This window comes from Pseudomonas sp. NPDC087342, assembly GCF_044744265.1.
GTDB lineage: Bacteria > Pseudomonadota > Gammaproteobacteria > Pseudomonadales > Pseudomonadaceae > Aquipseudomonas > Aquipseudomonas nunensis.
Genome location: NZ_JBIUXZ010000001.1, coordinates 899,203 through 916,472, shown reverse-complemented (window position 1 = coordinate 916,472; position 17,270 = coordinate 899,203). Strand labels below are relative to the sequence as shown.

Genomic DNA, 17,270 nt, shown 5'->3' with positions numbered 1-17,270 from the left:
AAATGCTTAGGTTGACTTTTGGCGGCGGCCTCGTCAGGTTGGGCTGACTGATTGCTGGCGGCCTGTTTGAATTAGAGTAGGCTCGAAAATGTGAAAGGGACATGAAAAACCGGTCGGCGAATCGTTTATCTGAAGTTCAGACAGCTAGAGTTCAGACTTCGACCGTTTATCGCGTTTAATCCACCGTTTGCTTCTTCTTACAGCAAGTAGCCGAACTCTTTAGTTGTTGTGTTGAACCGTTTTCATTCAAGGCTTTTTCGTTTGATTGACTTATCCGTTAATGAATCCAGGGCTGCAAAAGCCAACCCGTTGACCCTGTATCTGGCGCGACTGGCGCCGTCCAGCCAACTGACCATGCGCTACGTGTTACAGGACGCGGCCGATCGCCTGGGCTTCGAAGACATGAACATCGAGGAGATTCCCTGGTACGAACTCCAGCCTGAAGATGTCGTTGCGTTAGTCGCCGCTTTGCGCACTGACGGTTATGCGCCGAATACCTCTTCGCTGTATGTGAATGCGGTGCGCGGGGTCATGAATGAAGCCTGGCGCATGAGCCTGATCAGCCAGGAACACTTGCTGAAAATGCGCTCGGTCAAAGGCATCGCCGGCACGCGGCTGTCTCAGGGGCGTAATCTCAAGCGCACGTTGATTCAGGAATTGATGGAAGTCTGCGCGGCGGATCCACGACCCCAAGGCCTGCGTGACGCGGCGATCATCGCGGTGCTGTACGGTTCGGGCATGCGCAAGTCGGAGTCGGTGAACCTGGACCTGAACCAGGTGGACTTCCACGAGCGCAGCCTGCAAGTCACCGCCAAGGGCAACAAACAGTTGATCAAATACGCGCCGTCCTGGGCCTTTGCCAAACTGGACGCGTGGCTGGAACTGCGGCGTTCGCAGTTGGGGGAAGGGCAGGAGGACGATCCGTTCCTGTTCAACCGTATCCGTCGCGGCAGCCATATCACCCGCGAGCGCATCACCAAGCATGCGATCTACTACATCGCCCGGCAGCGCGGCGCGCAGGTCGGGGTGAAGATCATGCCCCACGATTTCCGCCGCTCGTTTATCACTCGCGTGATTGAAGAACACGACCTGTCGATCGCGCAGAAACTGGCGCACCACAGCAACATCCAGACCACCGCCAACTACGACGTGCGCGATGACAACGAACGGCGGCGCGCGGTCGATCGTTTCGATTTGTGAAGGCTGTTAGTCGCTCAGCACATGGGCATTGCCGAGGGTGGTGACGTGAACTGCGCTGCCGGCGGGTGGCGCGTGCATGCCGGAACTGCGCACCAGCAAAGACCGTCCCGGTTCGAACTCGCCGGGGAGTAGTTCTACGGTCAAGGTGCAGGTGTTGCCACCAAAATCGCGTTCGGTGACCACCCCCGGACAACCGTGGGCATCTGTCACCGAATCGCCGATTTGCAGTTGCTCGGGCCGCAGCATGATCTGCGCCGAGCCGTTTCTGTCCTGATCGTTGACCGGTATCCGGCCCAGGTCGCAATGGGCCCAACCGGCCTCGATTCGCGCCGGCATGACCACCGCGTCACCGAGAAACAATGCGGTTTGTTCGTCGTCGGGGTAGCGGTACAAATCCATCGGATGCCCCGACTGCACCAACCGGCCCTGGCGCATCACCGCCAATTGATCGGCGAACGACAACGCTTCGCTCTGATCGTGGGTCACCAGAATTGTGGTGACGCCGGCAGCCTCCAGCAATCGCGCAACCATCTTGCGCATGGCCGCGCGCAAGCCGGTGTCGAGGGCCGAGAACGGTTCGTCCAGCAGCATCAATCGCGGTTGTTGCGCCAACGCTCGGGCGAGGGCCACCCGTTGCTGCTGGCCGCCAGACAGTTCATGGGGCCAACGCTTGGCCATGTTCGCGTCCAGATTGACGCTGTCCATCAACTCGGCGATGCGTTCATGCCGGGCAGGGCCTTTGTCGGTTAAACCGAAGCCGATGTTGGCGGCCACGGTCATGTGCGGAAACAAGGCGCCGTCCTGAGGCACGTAGCCGATCAAACGCTGGTGCGCCGGCACCGAGTGCGTGCTGTCCACCAGGGTTTGGCCGTTAAGCGAGAGGCTGCCGGTGTCGGGAAACTCAAAACCGGCGATCATCCGCAGCAAGGTGGTTTTACCCGAGCCGGACGGGCCGACGATCACCGTGCGGCTGCCGGTGGGCACCGACAGGCTGATGTTCTCTAGGGCTTGCTGGGCGCCAAAGGATTTGTAGATCGAGTTCAGTTCGAGGGCGTTCATCGGCCAGCCGTGCGTTTGGATTGGTGATAGAGGAGTCCGGTCAACGGCAGCGACAGCAAGATCATCATCAGCGCGTAAGGCGCAGCTGCGGCGTAGTCGATTTCGCTGGTCAGCGCCCAGAAACCGGTGGCCAGGGTTCGCGTGCCGTTGGGCGCCAACAGCAGGGTGGCGGTCAACTCGTTGGTGATCGCCAGAAACACCAGCGCCGCGCCAGCCGCTGCACCCGGTGCGGCCAGGCGTAGAGTGATCAGCCACAGCGCACGACCGGGAGAACGCCCGAGGCTGCGGGCCATGTTTTCCAGCTCGACCGGGGCCTGGGCGATGCCGGCGCGCAAACTCACCAGCGCTCGCGGCAGGAACATCAGCAGATACGCGAGCAGCACGGTGATGGTGGTCTGGTAGATCGGCCGGGCGAAATGAATCGTCACCGTGACCAACGCCAGGGCCACGACGATGCCGGGCAACGAGCTGGTGATGTAATTGCAGCTTTCCAGCACCCGTTGCAGACGCCCTGGCGAGCGAATCGACAGCCAGGCAATCGGGATCGCGGCGCAGGTCGTCAGGGCAGCACCGGCAAGCCCGAGCAGCAAAGTCTGCTCCAGGGCTGGCAGCAATTCGTCCCATTGCCAGACTTCGCTGCCCCCGGCGATCAGCCATTTACCCAGGGTAATCAGCGGCACGCCGAGGGCCAGCAGGCAGGTGAAGATTTGCAGGGCGAGGGCGAGCCGGGTGGTGTTGCCGTCCAACAGGACAATCCGCTGCTCCCGTGCACTGCCCGAGCCGACGCGGGCATAACGGGCACTGCCTCGCGCCGCCGACTCGACAGTCAACATGGCCAGGCAACACAACGCCAACACCCCGGCCAGCATGTGCGCGGACGGGCCGTTAAAAGTCGATTTAAATTGATCGAAAATCGCCGTGGTGAAGGTGTCGAAACGGATCATCGCGTACAGGCCGTATTCCGCCAGCAGGTGCAGGCCGACCAGCAAGGCACCGCCACAAATGGCCAGGCGCAGTTGCGGCAACACCACCCGGAAAAACACCGCCCAAGGCTTGAGCCCCAGGGATTCGGCGACGTCTTCGATGGCCGGATCAAGCCGACGCAATGTCGCGGCCACCGGCAGATAAAGGAACGGGAAATACGCAATCACCGACACCAGGACACCGGCCGGCAAGCCATGAATCGACGGCACCAGGCTGACCCAGGCGTAACTGTGCACGAACGCCGGCACCGCCAGCGGCGCGGTCGCCAACAACGACCATGCGCGTCGCCCCGGCAGGTTGGTGCGTTCGGTCAGCCACGCCAGCGCCACACCCAACGCGATGCACAAGGGCAGGGTGATCACCACCAGCAACACGGTGTTGATCAGCAATTCGCCGACCCGTGGCCGGAACACCAGTTTCTCGATGCCAGCCCAACCGGTTTGCCAGGACACGCCAATCACAAAGGCAATCGGCAACAGCGCCAGCAACGACACCAGCACCGACAAACCCGTCACCCACGCACCACCGCGGCCGACAAACAAACCGCGGGAGCGTCGCAGTGAATTCGCGGGTATCGCCGAAGCGACACCCGACGGCAGGGTTTCAGGCATCAATTAGAGCAGTCCGGCCTGGGTCATCAGTTCCACCGCTTTTTTGCTGTCGAGCTTGGAGGCATCGACGGTCGGTGCATCGAGTTGCGCCAGCGGCACCAGTTTCGGGTTGGATTCGGCATTCACGCCCACGGCGTATTCGAACGAGTTACCGTTCTTCAGCACCGCCTGGCCGTCCTTGCCGGTGACCCATTTCAGGAAGGCCTGAGCCTGATCCTTGTGTTTGCTGGAGGCCAGCACGCCGCCACCGGAAATACTGACAAACGCGCCCGGATCCTTGTGCTTGAAGTAGTGCAGCTCGGTGTTCTTGCTGTTTTCGCCGGTCTTGGCCTGATCGCCGAAGCGGTAGTAGTGGTAGATCACACCGCTGTCGATCTGCCCGGCGTTCACCGCTTTCAACACCGCGCTGTTGCCACGGTACGCCGTGGAATTGGTTTTCATCGCCTTCAGCCAATCGAGGGTGGCGGCTTCGCCCTTGAGTTCGAGCACGGCGGCGACGATCGCCTGGAAGTCCGCGCCGCCCGGCGAAGCGCCCCAGCGACCTTTCCAGTTTGGCGAGGCAAGATCCAGCAGCGACTTCGGCAGATCGGCTTCCTTCAGTTTGCTCGGGTTGTAGACAAACACCGTGGAGCGCGCGGCGATGCCGACCCATTTGCCGTGGGCCGGACGATACGGCGCGCCGACTTGTTCCAGAGTAGCGGGCGCCACCGGGGCGAACAGTCCGGCGTTATCCACCAACACCATGGCTGGCGAGTTCTCGGTCAGGAACACGTCCGCCGGCGAGGCCGCGCCTTCCTGGACGATCTGGTTGCCCATTTCGGTGTCGTCGCCATTGCGCACGGTGACCTTGATGCCGGTCTCCTTGGTGAAGCCTTCGATCCAGGCTTTGGTCAGGCTTTCGTGCTGCGCGTTGTAAACCACGATGCCGTCGGCGTCGGCGGCATACACGTGCCCGGCGCTGACCAGTGCGGCGGTCAGCAGTGCGGTTTTAAGAAACGAAGGGATACGGGAAGTCATGCGATGCGTGCTCCTGTTTTTTTTGATTTTTGCCTGCACCGTCCACAGTGTTGACGAGGAAGGTTCTCAATAACTGTAGATCAATAGGAATCATTTGCATGTTTGAGGCGCGGCGAATGTAGAGCGCGGAATGAGAAAAAAACGTTAAAAAATAGTGAATTCGTGTGATTGGGTACGGAGGCGCGACCGGCATAAAACCCTGTGGGAGCGAGCCTGCTCGCGAAAGCGTGGTGTCAGTCAACATGGATGTTGAATGTGATGGCCTCTTCGCGAGCAGGCTCGCTCCCACAGGGGGGGGATTATCGGTGATGGTCAGGACTGCGGGATGAACGCCACGCTCTGGTCCTCGCGTCCATGGAACATCCGCTCGCCATTGGTGGGCGTGGTGGTAATCACCTGATGGTCAACACTCAAGTAGTTCAGCGGCAGCACATCGCCATTGCGGTAGCGCGCCACGATGATGGTGCGTTGCGGATCCCAATGCTGTCCGCTGGCAGTGTCCAGCCACTTCATCAGCGCCGCGCTGTCTCCTGTGCGTGGAAAGTCCTGGTTTTCCTGCACGTAGTAGAACGGCGCACCGCCGGTTTGCAGATACATCGGCACTTTGTTGTCGACTTCGATCATGACCATGCGCCAGTCCTTCAGCGGTGCACGCTTGCTCGCTTCAAGCTTGACCGACTCACCGAACTGGATCACGCCGCCACCGCCATTGGTCCACGGATAGAGCACGCCCAGCACCGCGAGCAACAGCAGCGTCGCGGCGCCAAATCCGATCTTCCAGCCATGGCTCACCGGGTTGCGCCGGGTGACCCACCAGGCTCCGAGCAATTGCGCAAATGGCACCAGTGGCAACACGTAGTAACTGCGTCGGCTGCCACTCGCGGTGAAGAACAGCATCAGCAAACCCAGGCCCCAGATCAGCCAGCGGGTATTCGGTTCGACGCTGCGCCAGCGCCGCACCGCGACCCACAACGCGATGATCCAGACAGGCGCCCAGGGCAGGGTGTAGACCGGCAGGTAAATCAGGTAGGTGTAAATCGGCCCGATATTGTCGAAAGGCTGGAAAAACCGCACGACGTTTTCCCGCAGCACCAGGCCCAGGCCACTTTCGCCATAAGTCGGTGCGCCGTAGAAGTGCGACAGGATAAACGGCGTCATATAGAACCCGCCGGCGATCAGCAGCGCCAGGCACATTCGCAGATTCAGGTGGCGTTTCCAGCGACCGTCCTGCAACAGATGCGGCAACAGCAGCAAGCCCGGCAGGATGAAACCGATCAGGCCTTTGAACAGCGAGGTCAACGACAGCAACAGGAAAAACCCGAGGTAACGGCCGAGGCGTGTGTCGTCCGGTCCGCGCCAGTACCACCAGACAGCGGCGAGTACACCGCAAACGGTGAGGATGTCGGCTGTTGCGACCCGCGCCCAGAACACGAAATAGAAGGTGGTGGCCAGCATCCAGCCGGCAACCAGCCCGGTGCCTTTGCGAAATAATTGCTCGCCGAGCGAATACACCAGCCACACGCTCAACCACGCCGAGATCACCGAGGGCAGGCGCACTGACCAATTCCCGAGGCCGCCAGTCAGCCAAGCGGTGGCGGTGATCAGCCAATAGGACGGCAGTGGCTTGTCGTAATACGGCCCGCCCTTGAGATACGGGTCGAAGTAGTCACCGCTTTGCAGCATTTGCAGGGCGATGTTGGCCCAGCGGGTTTCCGCGCCCCACAGCTCCCGCGCGCCTAAACCTGATAACAACATCAGGGCAGTTGCACCCAGCAGCAGCCATAGAGCGGCCCTGTCACTTGTTTGGAGCTTCATGGAGGGTTTCCTGGTGCTTTAAAGGTCACCACAATCCCCTGTGGGAGCGAGCTTGCTCGCGATGGCGGCGGGTCAGTCACTATTGATGTTGAATGAACTACCGCTATCGCGAGCAAGCTCGCTCCCACAGGGGTTCGGTGTTTAAGGTTGGGTCTGCGGGAATATCAGGATTTCCAGATTGCCGCGCTCATAGCGCTTGCCATCCACCGGCAGCAACGCGACTTCTTCGACTTCCTGCACGCTGTTGACCCGCATCACCACCCCGACCGAGCCTTTCTTGCGCGCTTCGGTCATCCATTGGCCGACGCTGTCCTTGGTCACTTTGCGCGAGTCCATCGCCGGATCCTCCAGGCCATATTTGAGCTCGCCAACGGTATTGAACAGATCAACCTGCGGCCGCTTCAGTCGCCAGGACAAGGCCGACGCCGCGCCCAAATCATTACTGAGCAACGATGTGGCCTGCCCCAACGCATCCAGGTGTTCGGCAATAAACTGGTCAGGCATCTTGCTGTTGACGATCGTCGCCGGCATCGCCGCGGGCAGCAGCGCCACCAGCAGCCAGCTCCCCAGCGCCGGCGCGGCCCATAACTGCAAGGGTCGCGAGACTTGCAACGCATTGGCGATGATCCAGCCGGCCAGCACGATGTAGGCCAGGGACAGGCTGAACATCTCGGTGTTTTCGAAGATTTCCTTGGTCGCTTGCAGGTAAATCAGGGCGATCAGGCCGGCGCTGGCCAGCAGCACATTGAGCACACCGTTGCAGCGAATCGCGCGGCTTTTCCCCTGATCCACCAATCCGACAACGGTATGCCCCATCAGCAACGCAAGCGGCAAAAGGCACGGCATGATGTAGGTCGGCAACTTGCCGCTGCTCAGGCTGAAAAATCCCAGGGGCAACAACAGCCACAGCAGCAGGAAACCCATGGCCGGTTGACGTCTGTTTTTCCAGGACTGGATAAAGGTGGACGGCAACAACGCTGCCCACGGCATGCTCGAAGCCACCAGCAATGGCAGGTAGAACCACCACGGACGAGCGTGTTGCGCATCGTCGGCAGCGAACCGGCGAATGTGTTCATTCCAGAAGAAGAACCGCCAGAAGTCCGGCTCCTGATAATGAATGGCGAGCACCCACGGCAGGCACACCAGCGCTGCGACAGCCACGGCGATTGACCCGTAGCGCAGCAATTCGCCAAACCGTCGCTGCCACAGCATGTAGGGCAGGGCAATCAGTACTGGCAACAGCCAGGCGAGGAACCCCTTGGTCATGAACCCCATGCCGCAAGCCGCGCCCAATACCGCCCAGGCACCGAGTCGGCGTTTACCCGAAGGACTGTCGATGGCAAACCACAACGCCACCAGACTCAAACTGACCCAGAACGTGAACTGCGGATCGAGATTCGCATAACCGGCCTGACCGGCAATCAATCCGAAACTCATGTAGAGCAACGCGCAGGCGCCGCTTTTACGCGGGTCGTTCCACAAACGGCGAGCGATCAGGTAGGTCAGCCACACGCTGAGCCCGGTGCTCAGTGCCGAGGCAATCCGCACGCCGAACAGGTTGTCGCCGAACACGGCCTGGCCGATGGCGATCATCCAGTAGCCGGCGATGGGTTTTTCGAAATAACGGATGCCCATGAAGTGCGGGGCGATCCAGTCGCCGCTCAGGCGCATTTCCTGGGCGATCTGGCCGTAGCGGGCTTCATCGGGAATCCACAAGCCGTGGCTCACCAGCGGCAGTAAATAGAACAGCACGAAGGCCAGGAGCAAACCGGGAACGATCCAGCGTTCGACTGCAGATGGGGCAGGGTGGCGGGATATTCTCACCGCCGGGTGTTGCAACACATTGTTGTGGGACGTCATGACTCGACCTTAACGCAAAGACGCAGTGGCTCCAGAGAACTATCAACCTTCCCGACTGAACAGTTCCTGAAGGAATACACATCAGACAAACTTAAATAGCGCGCGCGACAAATCGGCAAACTAAGCGTTTCGACTTTAGTTATCTAACGACGGGGCGGATTATTTCAGGGTTTTATCGTTCAACAACGAATGCCAATCAGCGTCATTCAGTACGCCCAGCACTTTAAGTTGTCCATCGGCGCCGATACTGGCAAACAGCGAACTGCTGTATTGGCTGGCGTCCGCATGCTTGAAACCGGTCTGTACTTCGAAGTCGTTGATACAGCCACTGTGTGTGATAAGCACGGTATTGCGATGAGCAACCTTGTGCGCGACCACATCGTTGCGCAGGGTTGTGCCACAACTGGCCAGCCATTGCTGGGTCAGCGCTTCCTTGCCGAACATGAAATGCGCGGATTGCTCCGTGCGGGTCACCGGGCTGGTGAAGACATCGGTCTGTGCCATGCCGAGTTGTTTGAAACCTTGGCCCACGGCGCTGGCAGACTCACTGCCGAGCCGGGTAATGCCGTCGGCCGGGCCCAGGCACGGGTTGCTGGAACGGTCGCAGCGCTCGGCATGCCGCACCAGCACCACCACTTCACCAGCGCGCCAGTGCTGGAGCAATTCCGCACGCGCCCGGGCATTCGCACTGCCCAGGTCGGTTGGAGATCGATGCCACACGACAAAACCCGTCACCAATGCAGCCGTCATCAACAGCGCTGACAGGCTGATAATCCGGATGATTCGCGATGGCAGCCAACGACGAGTCGGTATGGCGGATGACACTGATTCGAACACGCTGCGGCCCCTTTAACGACATTATTGAAAGTTACTGATTCGAACTTCCTGCAATGCTCGGCACACTAAGGGGCGGTACGTGTGAGCGTGGTGAAACGGATGTGAAAAATTTGCTCGAATAAAACGACTGCGTTTATTAGTTTGAATGTCACACAGTTGTCATTATTAAATGCAGTATTTGATAGTCGGTATCAAACACACTTGGCGGGGTTTTATTTTGTAGGGGCAAAGCTTGCTCGCGATGGCGCCCTCAAAGACGCCTTCGCGGGCAAGCCATGCTCCTACAGGGTTGTGTCGCTCAGAGGGACGCGGGACACCCGCGTTGCGAAGCGGCCGCCTGGCTGATCACGGCGGCCAGGCGTTTGACGTTGTTCTGTTGCGCCGTCACCAAGTCCTCGATGGACGGCCCCGAAGGCGTCTGCAACGTGCTGCGGCAGGTAACCAGCGCGTTATCGCCAGCGCCCAACGGCCGCAAACGCCATTTGACGTCGATCAAGCCGTACTGGCCGGGAATCGAGTCGAAGCGCTGCACATCCACCCGCAACGAGACTTTGCGCTGGGTGTTGCTGTTGGAGAGTTGATCCACCAGCGCACTGCGCAATTCATCCGCCAGGCTCGCACCCCACCAATCGGTTTCGAGGATCGACAAGCCGCTGTTGCCCTGGCGAATGACAATCTGCGCACGATCGACCTGGGGCGGCACGCTGATGCCTTCGATCTTGATCTCGTCGCCGCTGGTGCGGGGCGGTTGTGCCGGGGTCAGGGTGTGAAAGTGAATCGGGTCGCTGCGGCACGCCGTGAGCAGCACCAACGCGGCGACCAAGGTAATCTTCGGCGAAAAAGCCATGGGTGTTGCTCCTGTGGTCAGTTGCGCGGTGGTCCTTGCAGATCCGATGGCGCGGCATTTTCGGGACGCCCGCGAATCAACGATTCCGGGTGACGACCGAGGTAATCCGAGAGTTCACGCAAGGATCGCGACATGCGTTTGAGCTCGTCCAGGGTCTGGGTCAGTTGTTCGCGCTGCGGCGAGTCTTCGGCCAGGGTCGAACTGGCCGAGTTCAGGGTCTTGCTGACGTCCGCCAGGGTGGTTTGCACGCCGGGCAGGGTCTTGGCATTGAATTGCGCCAGGCCTTTACGCAGTTCGACGAGGTTGCTGTCGAGGTTGCTGGCAATCCGTTCCACCGGCAGTTGGTTGATTTTGTTGACCATGGCCTCGAGTTTTTCCTGCAATTGTTCGAGGCTGCCAGGAATGGTCGGAATGCTGACTGGCCGGGCGTTCGGATCGAACGCGACTTTCTCGGCTTTCGGGTAGAAATCCAGCGAGATATACAACTGGCCGGTCAGCAGGTTGCCGCTACGGGCCTGGGCGCGCAGGCCGTTTTCGATAAAGGTGCCCATCAGGCGCACGCCGGCGGCTTCGTCATTCGGATCATGCATCAGCGCCTTGATCATTTTGGTGTGGGCCTGACCGAGCCGTTGCGGGTAGATCACGATGCCGACGTTGACCGGGAAGCTGCGTTTCTTCTCGTCGAAATCCAGATTGATCGCCACCACCTTGCCGATTTCCATGCCGAGGAATTCCACCGGCGCATCGACCTTGAGCCCGCGCAGTGCCTGGTCGAAACGCAGGCTCAGGTATTGCGCCTTGCCATTGGGCGGGGCGAGGGCGGTGGTCTGGTCATCGAACAGCTCGTAGGTTTTCTCCTCAGTGGCCGGCTGATCGTTGGGGCTGTATTGCGGGGCGAGAAAGGCAATGCCGCCCACCAGCAACGACGACAGCGACTCGGTCTTCACCGCGAAGCCGTTGGCGCCGATGTTCAGATCGATGCCGCTGGCGTTCCAGAATCGGGTGTTTTCGGTGACATACGCGTCATTCGGCGCGTGGATGAAAACCTCGAGATTGACCCCTTTGCCGTCGGCATCCAGCGCATACGCCACTACTTGGCCTACCGGAATCTTGCGGTAGTAGACCGGCGAACCGATATCCAGCGAACCGAGGTCCTGGGAGTGCAGGGTAAAGCGCTTGCCCGGCTCGCCGTAGGTGATCGGCGGCGGGTTCTCCAGGCCTTTGAAGTTCTTCGAGCGTCTGTCGGCGTGACCGATATCGGCGCCGATGTAGTCGCCGGACAGCAAGGTATCGATACCCGAGACACCGCCGGCACCGATCCGTGGACGCACCACCCAGAATTGCGAGTCTTCGCGGGTGAACGTCTCGGCCGTTTTGGACAGCTTGATCGTGGCATCGACGCTCTTATGGTCGTTGCTCAATTCCACGTCCGAGACATGGCCGATCACCACGTTGCGATATTTGACCTCGGTCTTGTTCGCGGTCAGGCCGTCGCCGGTCTTGAACGTCACGGTAATGGTCGGGCCTTCCTGCATCAAGCTGTGCACCACCAGGGAAATCCCCACCAGTACCGCCACAATCGGCACGATCCACACCAGCGAAACGCTGAAACGACGAGTCTTGATACTGGCCTGGCCTGGGGCCTGAGGCCCGTCAGTGGCTTGCGACTTCATCCATGTCCTCCTCGTTGTGTAATGGGTCCGGCGTCTGATCCCAAATCATCCGTGGATCGAAGCTCATCGCCGAGAGCATGGTGAACACCACCACCAGGCCGAAAAACAGAATGCCCGGGCGCGGTTCGATATCCGCCAGGGCCTGGAACTTCACCAAAGAGGCGACCAAAGCCACCACGATCACATCGAGCATCGACCAGTAGCCGATGACCTCGACAAAGCGGTACAGCTTCGAGCGCTCTTTGCGCGCCCACAGGCTGTCGCGCTGGACGGTCACCAGCAGCAGCGTCAGCGCGACGAACTTGATCCCAGGCACCGCGATGCTGGCGATAAAGATGATCAGGGCAATGTCCCAGGCACCGGCCTCCCAGAATTCCAGCACGCCGCTCATGATGGTGCTGTCGGCGCCGTTGCCGACCATTTTGGTGTTCATCACCGGCAACAGATTGGCCGGCACGTAGAACGCCAGGGCGGTGAACATATAGGCCCAGGTCCGGGCGAGGGCGTTGGTTTTGCGCCGATGCAGTGGCGCACCGCAACGCTCGCATTCATGCGGTTCGTTGGTCATGTCGCAGGCCATTCCGCAGCTATGGCACAGGCACAGGCCTAGTTCACTGGCGACCGGAGGGGTTGTCATAGGATGTCCCACAGATCACGGATATCGCGCCCGGCGATGCGGATCATCATCAGACTCAGCACGGCGAGGGCGAACAGACCGATGCCGGGCAGCACATCCAGCAACCCCGCGAGTTTGATCACGGCGACCATCGCTCCCAAAAGGCACACTTCCAGCATGCTCCAGGGCCGCAGTGTTTCCAGCCAGCGCATGCAGAACCGGAACCCCGGCGAGCGCTGGCCCTTGAGGGCGAAGCTCAAGACCCAGATCAGCAGTAATAACTGGAAGATCGGCGCGATGATCATCGAAATCGCCGCCACCAGCGCGATGAACGTGATCGGCCCCAGGCTCAGGGCCAGCACCGAATCCCAAAGTGTGGCGCTGTTTTTCAAGCCTTTGAGGCTGATGCTCATGACCGGGTAGAAGTTGGCAAAAACCCACAACATCAACGCGGTGAAGGTCAAGGCCAGGCGCTGCTCGATCGTCAGGCCGTTATAACGCTGGAGCACGCCGCCGCAGCGGGTGCACAGGGTTTTCTGATGTTTAGCGAGCGTGACTTTTTCATACACGCAGTCGCAGTGCTCGCAGATGATCAACTGGTCAGTGGTGGCCATGGGTCGCATTCGCAAGGAGGCAGAAAGTCAGAGCACCTCCTCAATATAGAAGTGCCTCGCGATAGAGCAAATTAAAAGGCTGTTCAATGGGATGCACTGTCCTCATGTAGGAGCGAGGCTTGCCCGCGAAGGCGATCTCAAGGACGCCTTCGCGGGCAAGCCTTGCTCCTACAGGGGCGGGTTTCAAACGGGGAGGGAGTGTTAGCCGAGCATTTCGCGCAGGCGATACCAGAACATGCCGAGCGCCAGCAGCGGTGAACGCAGGGCGCGGCCACCGGGGAAGGTCATGTGCGGCACGGCGCTGAACACGTCGAAACCTTTGCTGTGTCCTGTATGAATCGCTTCTCCCAGCAACTTCGCGCACCAGTGCGTCACGTTCAGGCCATGGCCCGAATAACCCTGTGCGTAGAACACATTCGGGTGCTGGCTCAAGCGGCCGATCTGAGGGAAGCGATTGGCCGAGATGCCGATCTTGCCGCCCCATTGATAATCGATGCGCACGTTGGCCAGTTGCGGAAACACCTTGAGCATCGCGGGGCGCATATAGGCGGCGATGTCCGATGGATCACGCCCGGAATAGTGGCAGGCACCGCCGAACAGCAAGCGCCGATCCGCCGAGAGCCGGTAGTAATCTAGGCCGACCTTCTGGTCGCACAAAGCGAGGTTTTGCGGGATCAACTGCGCCGCGACCTCGGCGGACAACGGTTCGGTGGCGATAATGTAGCTGCCAGCGGGCAGCACTTTGCCGCTGAGTTTCGGTTCCAGTTCTTCGAGATGCGCGTTGCAGCCCAGCACCACACTGCCGGCGCGTACGGTGCCGCCTGCACAGCGAACCTGCACGGTGCTGCCATGGATGATCTCCAGCACCGGACTTTGTTCGAAGATACGCACCCCAAGGGACTCGGCCAAGCGCGCTTCGCCGAGGACCAGGTTGAGCGGGTGTAAATGGCCCGAACCCATGTCGATCAAACCGCCGGCATACACACCGGAGTTCACCACTTGCTGACGGATCTGCTCCGGGCCGACGAGTCGGGTTTCATGGGCGTATCCAGACTCAATCAAGTCAACTTGCTCAGCCTTGAACGCGGCGAATTGCGCCTTGGTGTTGGCCAGTTCGCAGAAGCCCCAACGCAGGTCGCAGTCGATCCCGTGCTCGCGGATGCGATCACCCACCAGCGCCACGGACTCAACCCCGGCGCGCTCCATATAACGCACACCTTCTTCGCCGACATAACGGGCAAACCCGCTGACGTCATGGCCGATGCCACGGATCAATTGCCCGCCGTTGCGCCCGCTGGCGCCCCAGCCAATTCGCCGTGCTTCCAGCAGAATCACCGAGAGCCCGCGCTGCGCCAGTTCAATGGCGGTGTTGACGCCGGTAAATCCGCCACCGATCACGCAGACATCGGCATCCAGATCCGAGGCCAGCGTGGGGTAGGGCGCCAGACTTTTCGCCGTGGCGGCGTAGTAGGACTGGGCGTGTTGATTGCTGTACTGATTCATTTGTTGGACTTCACTTTGCTCCAGGAACGGGTCATCAGACGCATGATCGCCTGGGGCGGGGTGGTCGAAATGTAGAGTTTGTCGAGCACGGCCTGTGGCGGGTAAACCTCAGGATTGTTCACCAGCGCCTCGTCCATGTATTGCTTGGCGGCCGGGTTCGGGTTGGCGTAACCCACCGAGGCGCTGACCTTGGCGATCACTTGCGGACCGAGCAGGTAATTGATGAAGGCGTGGGCTTCTTTCGGGTTGGCGGCGTCGGCGGGCACGGCCAACAGGTCAAACCACAAGTTGCTGCCTTCCTTCGGGATTGCGTAGGCGATGTTCACGCCATTCTTCGCTTCCTTGGCGCGGTTCGCGGCCTGGAACACGTCGCCGGAATAACCGAAGGCCACGCAGATATCGCCGTTGGCCAAGTCCGACACGTACTTCGAAGAGTGGAAATAGGTGATGTACGGGCGGATGCTCAACAGCTTGGCTTCGGCTTTCTTGAAGTCTTCCGGGTTTTCGCTGCGTGGGTCCATGCCCATGTAGTTGAGGATCGCCGGGAACACTTCATCCGCCGAGTCCATCATCGACACGCCGCACTGGCTGAGTTTCTTGATGTTCTCCGGTTCGAACAGCACGGCCCAGGAATCGATATGGTCGATGCCCAGCACTTGCTTGACCTTGTCGACGTTGTAGCCGATGCCGTTGGTGCCCCACAGGTAAGGCACCGAGTGCGCGTTCTCGGGATCGTTTTTCTCAAGCAGCGCGAGCAGTTTCGGGTCGAGGTTCTTGAAGTTCGGCAGTTGCGAGCGGTCCAGTTTGAGGAACGCGCCGGCCTTTACCTGGCGAGCGAGGAAGTGGTTGGACGGCACCACCACGTCATACCCGGTGCGCCCGGCGAGCAATTTGCCTTCGAGGGTTTCGTTGGAATCGAAGACGTCGTAGATCACCTTGATCCCGGTTTTAGCCTGGAAGTCAGCGAGGGTGGTTTCGCCGATGTAATCGGTCCAGTTGTAAACGCTGACCTGTGGCTGAGCCTGGGCACCGGCACTGAACATGATCGCCAGCGCGACCGGAACCACGGATTTCAATAGACGCATTCGACACCTCTTTTTGGTTGTTGGGTTTTCAGGCGTTTCTTTGGTGTTCTGGAGACCGCCTTCGCGAGCAGGCTCGCTCCCACATTTGAAATGCGTTCCCCTGTGGGAGCGAGCTTGCTCGCGATGGGGACTTGACGGACTAAACGCTGAGCAACAGGAACTCCCGCTCCCAAGAGCTGATCACGCGCTTGAAGTTTTCATGCTCGGCGCGTTTCACCGCGACATACCCGCGCACGAATTTGCTGCCCAGGTAACGGCCGACGGTTTCGCATTCTTCCATCTGGGTCAGGGCGTCTTCGATGGTGATCGGCAGGCGCAGGTTGCGACGCTCGTAGGCGCGACCCTGCACAGCAGCGCTCGGCTCGACCTTCTCGACCATGCCCAGGTAACCGCACAACAGGCTCGCGGCAATCGCCAGGTACGGGTTGGCGTCGGCGCCGGGCAAACGGTTTTCCACGCGCATGGCGTCCGGAGTCGAGGTCGGCACACGCAGGCCGACGGTGCGGTTTTCTTCGCCCCATTCGACGTTCACCGGCGCCGAGGTGTCCGGCAGGAAGCGGCGGAACGAGTTCACGTTCGGCGCGAACATCGGCAGCACTTTCGGGATGTATTTTTGCAGGCCGCCGATGTGGTGCAGGAACAGCTCGCTCATCTTGCCCTCGGCATCCGCGAAGATCGGCTGGCCGGTGGCGATATCGACCACGCTCTGGTGCAGGTGCATGGCGCTGCCCGGCTCGTCGCCGATCGGCTTGGCCATGAACGTCGCGGTCACGTTGTGCTTGAGCGCTGCTTCGCGCAGGGTGCGTTTGAACACGGTGATCTGGTCCGCGAGGTCGAGGGCATCGCCGTGACGGAAGTTGATTTCCATCTGCGCCGGGCCGTCTTCGTGGATCAGCGTGTCAAGGTCCAGGCCCTGGAGTTCACACCAGTCGTAGACGTCTTCGAACAGCGGATCGAATTCGTTGGCGGCGTCGATGGAGAATGACTGCCGACCGCTTTCCGCGCGACCCGAACGGCCCAGCGGTGCCTTGAGCGGCAAGTCCGGGTCTTCGCAGCGCTGGGTCAGGTAGAACTCCATTTCCGGCGCGACAATCGGCTTCCAGCCCTTGTCGGTGTAGAGCTGCAGGACTTTTTTCAGCACGTTGCGCGGCGACAGTTCGATCGGGTTGCCGAACTTGTCGAAGGTGTCGTGAATGACGATGGCGGTCGGCTCGATGGCCCATGGAATCACGTAGACCGCGTCGGCGACCGGGCGGCAAATCATGTCGATATCCGCCGGGTCGAGCAGGTCGTAGTAGATGTCGTCGTCGACAAAATCCCCGGTTACTGTTTGCAGAAGCACACTTTCCGGCAGGCGCATGCCTCGCTCATGCAGGAACTTGTTAGTGGGTGCAATCTTGCCGCGAGCGATGCCGGTCAAATCACTGACCACACACTCGACCTCAGTAATCTTGTGATCTTTCAGCCACGTGAACAGCTGATCGAAAGGGACATTCATAAAGACCTCGTTATTGGTTTTAGTAACGCCAGGGAGGGTGGTCGCATCCGA

14 protein-coding genes are annotated in these 17,270 nt (G+C 60.1%); 1 reads left to right on the top strand and 13 read right to left on the bottom strand.

Annotation, left to right across the window (positions count from 1 at the left end; genetic code table 11):
* Positions 1-261: 261 nt before the first annotated feature.
* Positions 262-1,200: a tyrosine recombinase XerC gene (gene xerC, locus ACIOYV_RS04135; protein WP_401321078.1), complete on the top strand. Its 939-nt coding sequence runs from the start codon at positions 262-264 to the stop codon at positions 1,198-1,200.
* A 6-nt stretch (positions 1,201-1,206) separates the two neighbouring features.
* Here xerC and ACIOYV_RS04130 read toward each other — a convergent pair whose 3' ends face one another.
* The 13 genes from ACIOYV_RS04130 to ACIOYV_RS04070 form a co-directional block, all read right to left on the bottom strand.
* Positions 1,207-2,259, bottom strand: a complete 1,053-nt coding sequence (locus ACIOYV_RS04130; RefSeq protein ID WP_401321076.1) for an ABC transporter ATP-binding protein — start codon at positions 2,257-2,259, stop codon at positions 1,207-1,209.
* Positions 2,256-3,854, bottom strand: coding sequence for an ABC transporter permease (locus ACIOYV_RS04125; RefSeq protein WP_401321073.1), 1,599 nt, complete (start codon positions 3,852-3,854; stop codon positions 2,256-2,258). Before ACIOYV_RS04125 ends, ACIOYV_RS04130 begins: the two co-directional genes overlap by 4 nt.
* Positions 3,855-3,857: 3 nt before the next feature.
* Complete coding sequence (locus ACIOYV_RS04120; protein ID WP_401321071.1) at positions 3,858-4,871, bottom strand: iron ABC transporter substrate-binding protein; 1,014 nt, start codon at positions 4,869-4,871, stop codon at positions 3,858-3,860.
* A gap of 312 nt (positions 4,872-5,183) precedes the next feature.
* Positions 5,184-6,686 carry an ArnT family glycosyltransferase gene (locus ACIOYV_RS04115; RefSeq protein WP_401321070.1) on the bottom strand — a complete coding sequence of 501 codons (1,503 nt, stop codon included), beginning with the start codon at positions 6,684-6,686 and terminating at the stop codon, positions 5,184-5,186.
* Positions 6,687-6,827: 141 nt separating this feature from the next.
* Positions 6,828-8,546, bottom strand: coding sequence for a lipid IV(A) 4-amino-4-deoxy-L-arabinosyltransferase (gene arnT, locus ACIOYV_RS04110; protein ID WP_401321068.1), 1,719 nt, complete (start codon positions 8,544-8,546; stop codon positions 6,828-6,830).
* Positions 8,547-8,705: 159 nt separating this feature from the next.
* Positions 8,706-9,383 (bottom strand): histidine phosphatase family protein, encoded by a 678-nt coding sequence (locus tag ACIOYV_RS04105; protein ID WP_401321065.1) that lies wholly within the window; start codon positions 9,381-9,383, stop codon positions 8,706-8,708.
* A 298-nt stretch (positions 9,384-9,681) separates the two neighbouring features.
* Positions 9,682-10,230: a membrane integrity-associated transporter subunit PqiC gene (locus ACIOYV_RS04100; RefSeq protein ID WP_401321062.1), complete on the bottom strand. Its 549-nt coding sequence runs from the start codon at positions 10,228-10,230 to the stop codon at positions 9,682-9,684.
* 17 nt (positions 10,231-10,247) lie between these two features.
* The gene (locus ACIOYV_RS04095; RefSeq protein ID WP_401321060.1) at positions 10,248-11,903 is read right to left on the bottom strand and encodes an intermembrane transport protein PqiB; all 1,656 of its coding nucleotides are present in this window, start codon (positions 11,901-11,903) and stop codon (positions 10,248-10,250) included.
* Entirely contained in the window at positions 11,884-12,540 is a 657-nt protein-coding gene (locus ACIOYV_RS04090) for a paraquat-inducible protein A (RefSeq protein ID WP_265038635.1), read from the bottom strand. The genes ACIOYV_RS04095 and ACIOYV_RS04090 overlap by 20 nt, the downstream gene beginning before the upstream one ends.
* Positions 12,537-13,133, bottom strand: coding sequence for a paraquat-inducible protein A (locus tag ACIOYV_RS04085; RefSeq protein ID WP_163910206.1), 597 nt, complete (start codon positions 13,131-13,133; stop codon positions 12,537-12,539). Before ACIOYV_RS04085 ends, ACIOYV_RS04090 begins: the two co-directional genes overlap by 4 nt.
* A gap of 201 nt (positions 13,134-13,334) precedes the next feature.
* Entirely contained in the window at positions 13,335-14,636 is a 1,302-nt protein-coding gene (locus tag ACIOYV_RS04080) for an NAD(P)/FAD-dependent oxidoreductase (protein ID WP_401321057.1), read from the bottom strand.
* Positions 14,633-15,721, bottom strand: coding sequence for a polyamine ABC transporter substrate-binding protein (locus tag ACIOYV_RS04075; protein ID WP_401321055.1), 1,089 nt, complete (start codon positions 15,719-15,721; stop codon positions 14,633-14,635). Before ACIOYV_RS04075 ends, ACIOYV_RS04080 begins: the two co-directional genes overlap by 4 nt.
* Positions 15,722-15,860: 139 nt before the next feature.
* Complete coding sequence (locus ACIOYV_RS04070; RefSeq protein WP_290023916.1) at positions 15,861-17,219, bottom strand: glutamine synthetase family protein; 1,359 nt, start codon at positions 17,217-17,219, stop codon at positions 15,861-15,863.
* Positions 17,220-17,270 lie beyond the last annotated feature (51 nt).

Bases quoted from the DNA above. Each gene is read 5' to 3' on its own strand.
- ACIOYV_RS04130 (WP_401321076.1), bottom strand. From the start codon at position 2,259: ATGAACGCCCTCGAACTGAACTCGATCTACAAATCCTTTGGCGCCCAG.
- ACIOYV_RS04125 (WP_401321073.1), bottom strand. From the start codon at position 3,854: ATGCCTGAAACCCTGCCGTCGGGTGTCGCTTCGGCGATACCCGCGAAT.
- ACIOYV_RS04120 (WP_401321071.1), bottom strand. From the start codon at position 4,871: ATGACTTCCCGTATCCCTTCGTTTCTTAAAACCGCACTGCTGACCGCC.
- ACIOYV_RS04115 (WP_401321070.1), bottom strand. From the start codon at position 6,686: ATGAAGCTCCAAACAAGTGACAGGGCCGCTCTATGGCTGCTGCTGGGT.
- arnT (WP_401321068.1), bottom strand. From the start codon at position 8,546: ATGACGTCCCACAACAATGTGTTGCAACACCCGGCGGTGAGAATATCC.
- ACIOYV_RS04100 (WP_401321062.1), bottom strand. From the start codon at position 10,230: ATGGCTTTTTCGCCGAAGATTACCTTGGTCGCCGCGTTGGTGCTGCTC.
- ACIOYV_RS04095 (WP_401321060.1), bottom strand. From the start codon at position 11,903: ATGAAGTCGCAAGCCACTGACGGGCCTCAGGCCCCAGGCCAGGCCAGT.
- ACIOYV_RS04090 (WP_265038635.1), bottom strand. From the start codon at position 12,540: ATGACAACCCCTCCGGTCGCCAGTGAACTAGGCCTGTGCCTGTGCCAT.
- ACIOYV_RS04085 (WP_163910206.1), bottom strand. From the start codon at position 13,133: ATGGCCACCACTGACCAGTTGATCATCTGCGAGCACTGCGACTGCGTG.
- ACIOYV_RS04080 (WP_401321057.1), bottom strand. From the start codon at position 14,636: ATGAATCAGTACAGCAATCAACACGCCCAGTCCTACTACGCCGCCACG.
- ACIOYV_RS04075 (WP_401321055.1), bottom strand. From the start codon at position 15,721: ATGCGTCTATTGAAATCCGTGGTTCCGGTCGCGCTGGCGATCATGTTC.
- ACIOYV_RS04070 (WP_290023916.1), bottom strand. From the start codon at position 17,219: ATGAATGTCCCTTTCGATCAGCTGTTCACGTGGCTGAAAGATCACAAG.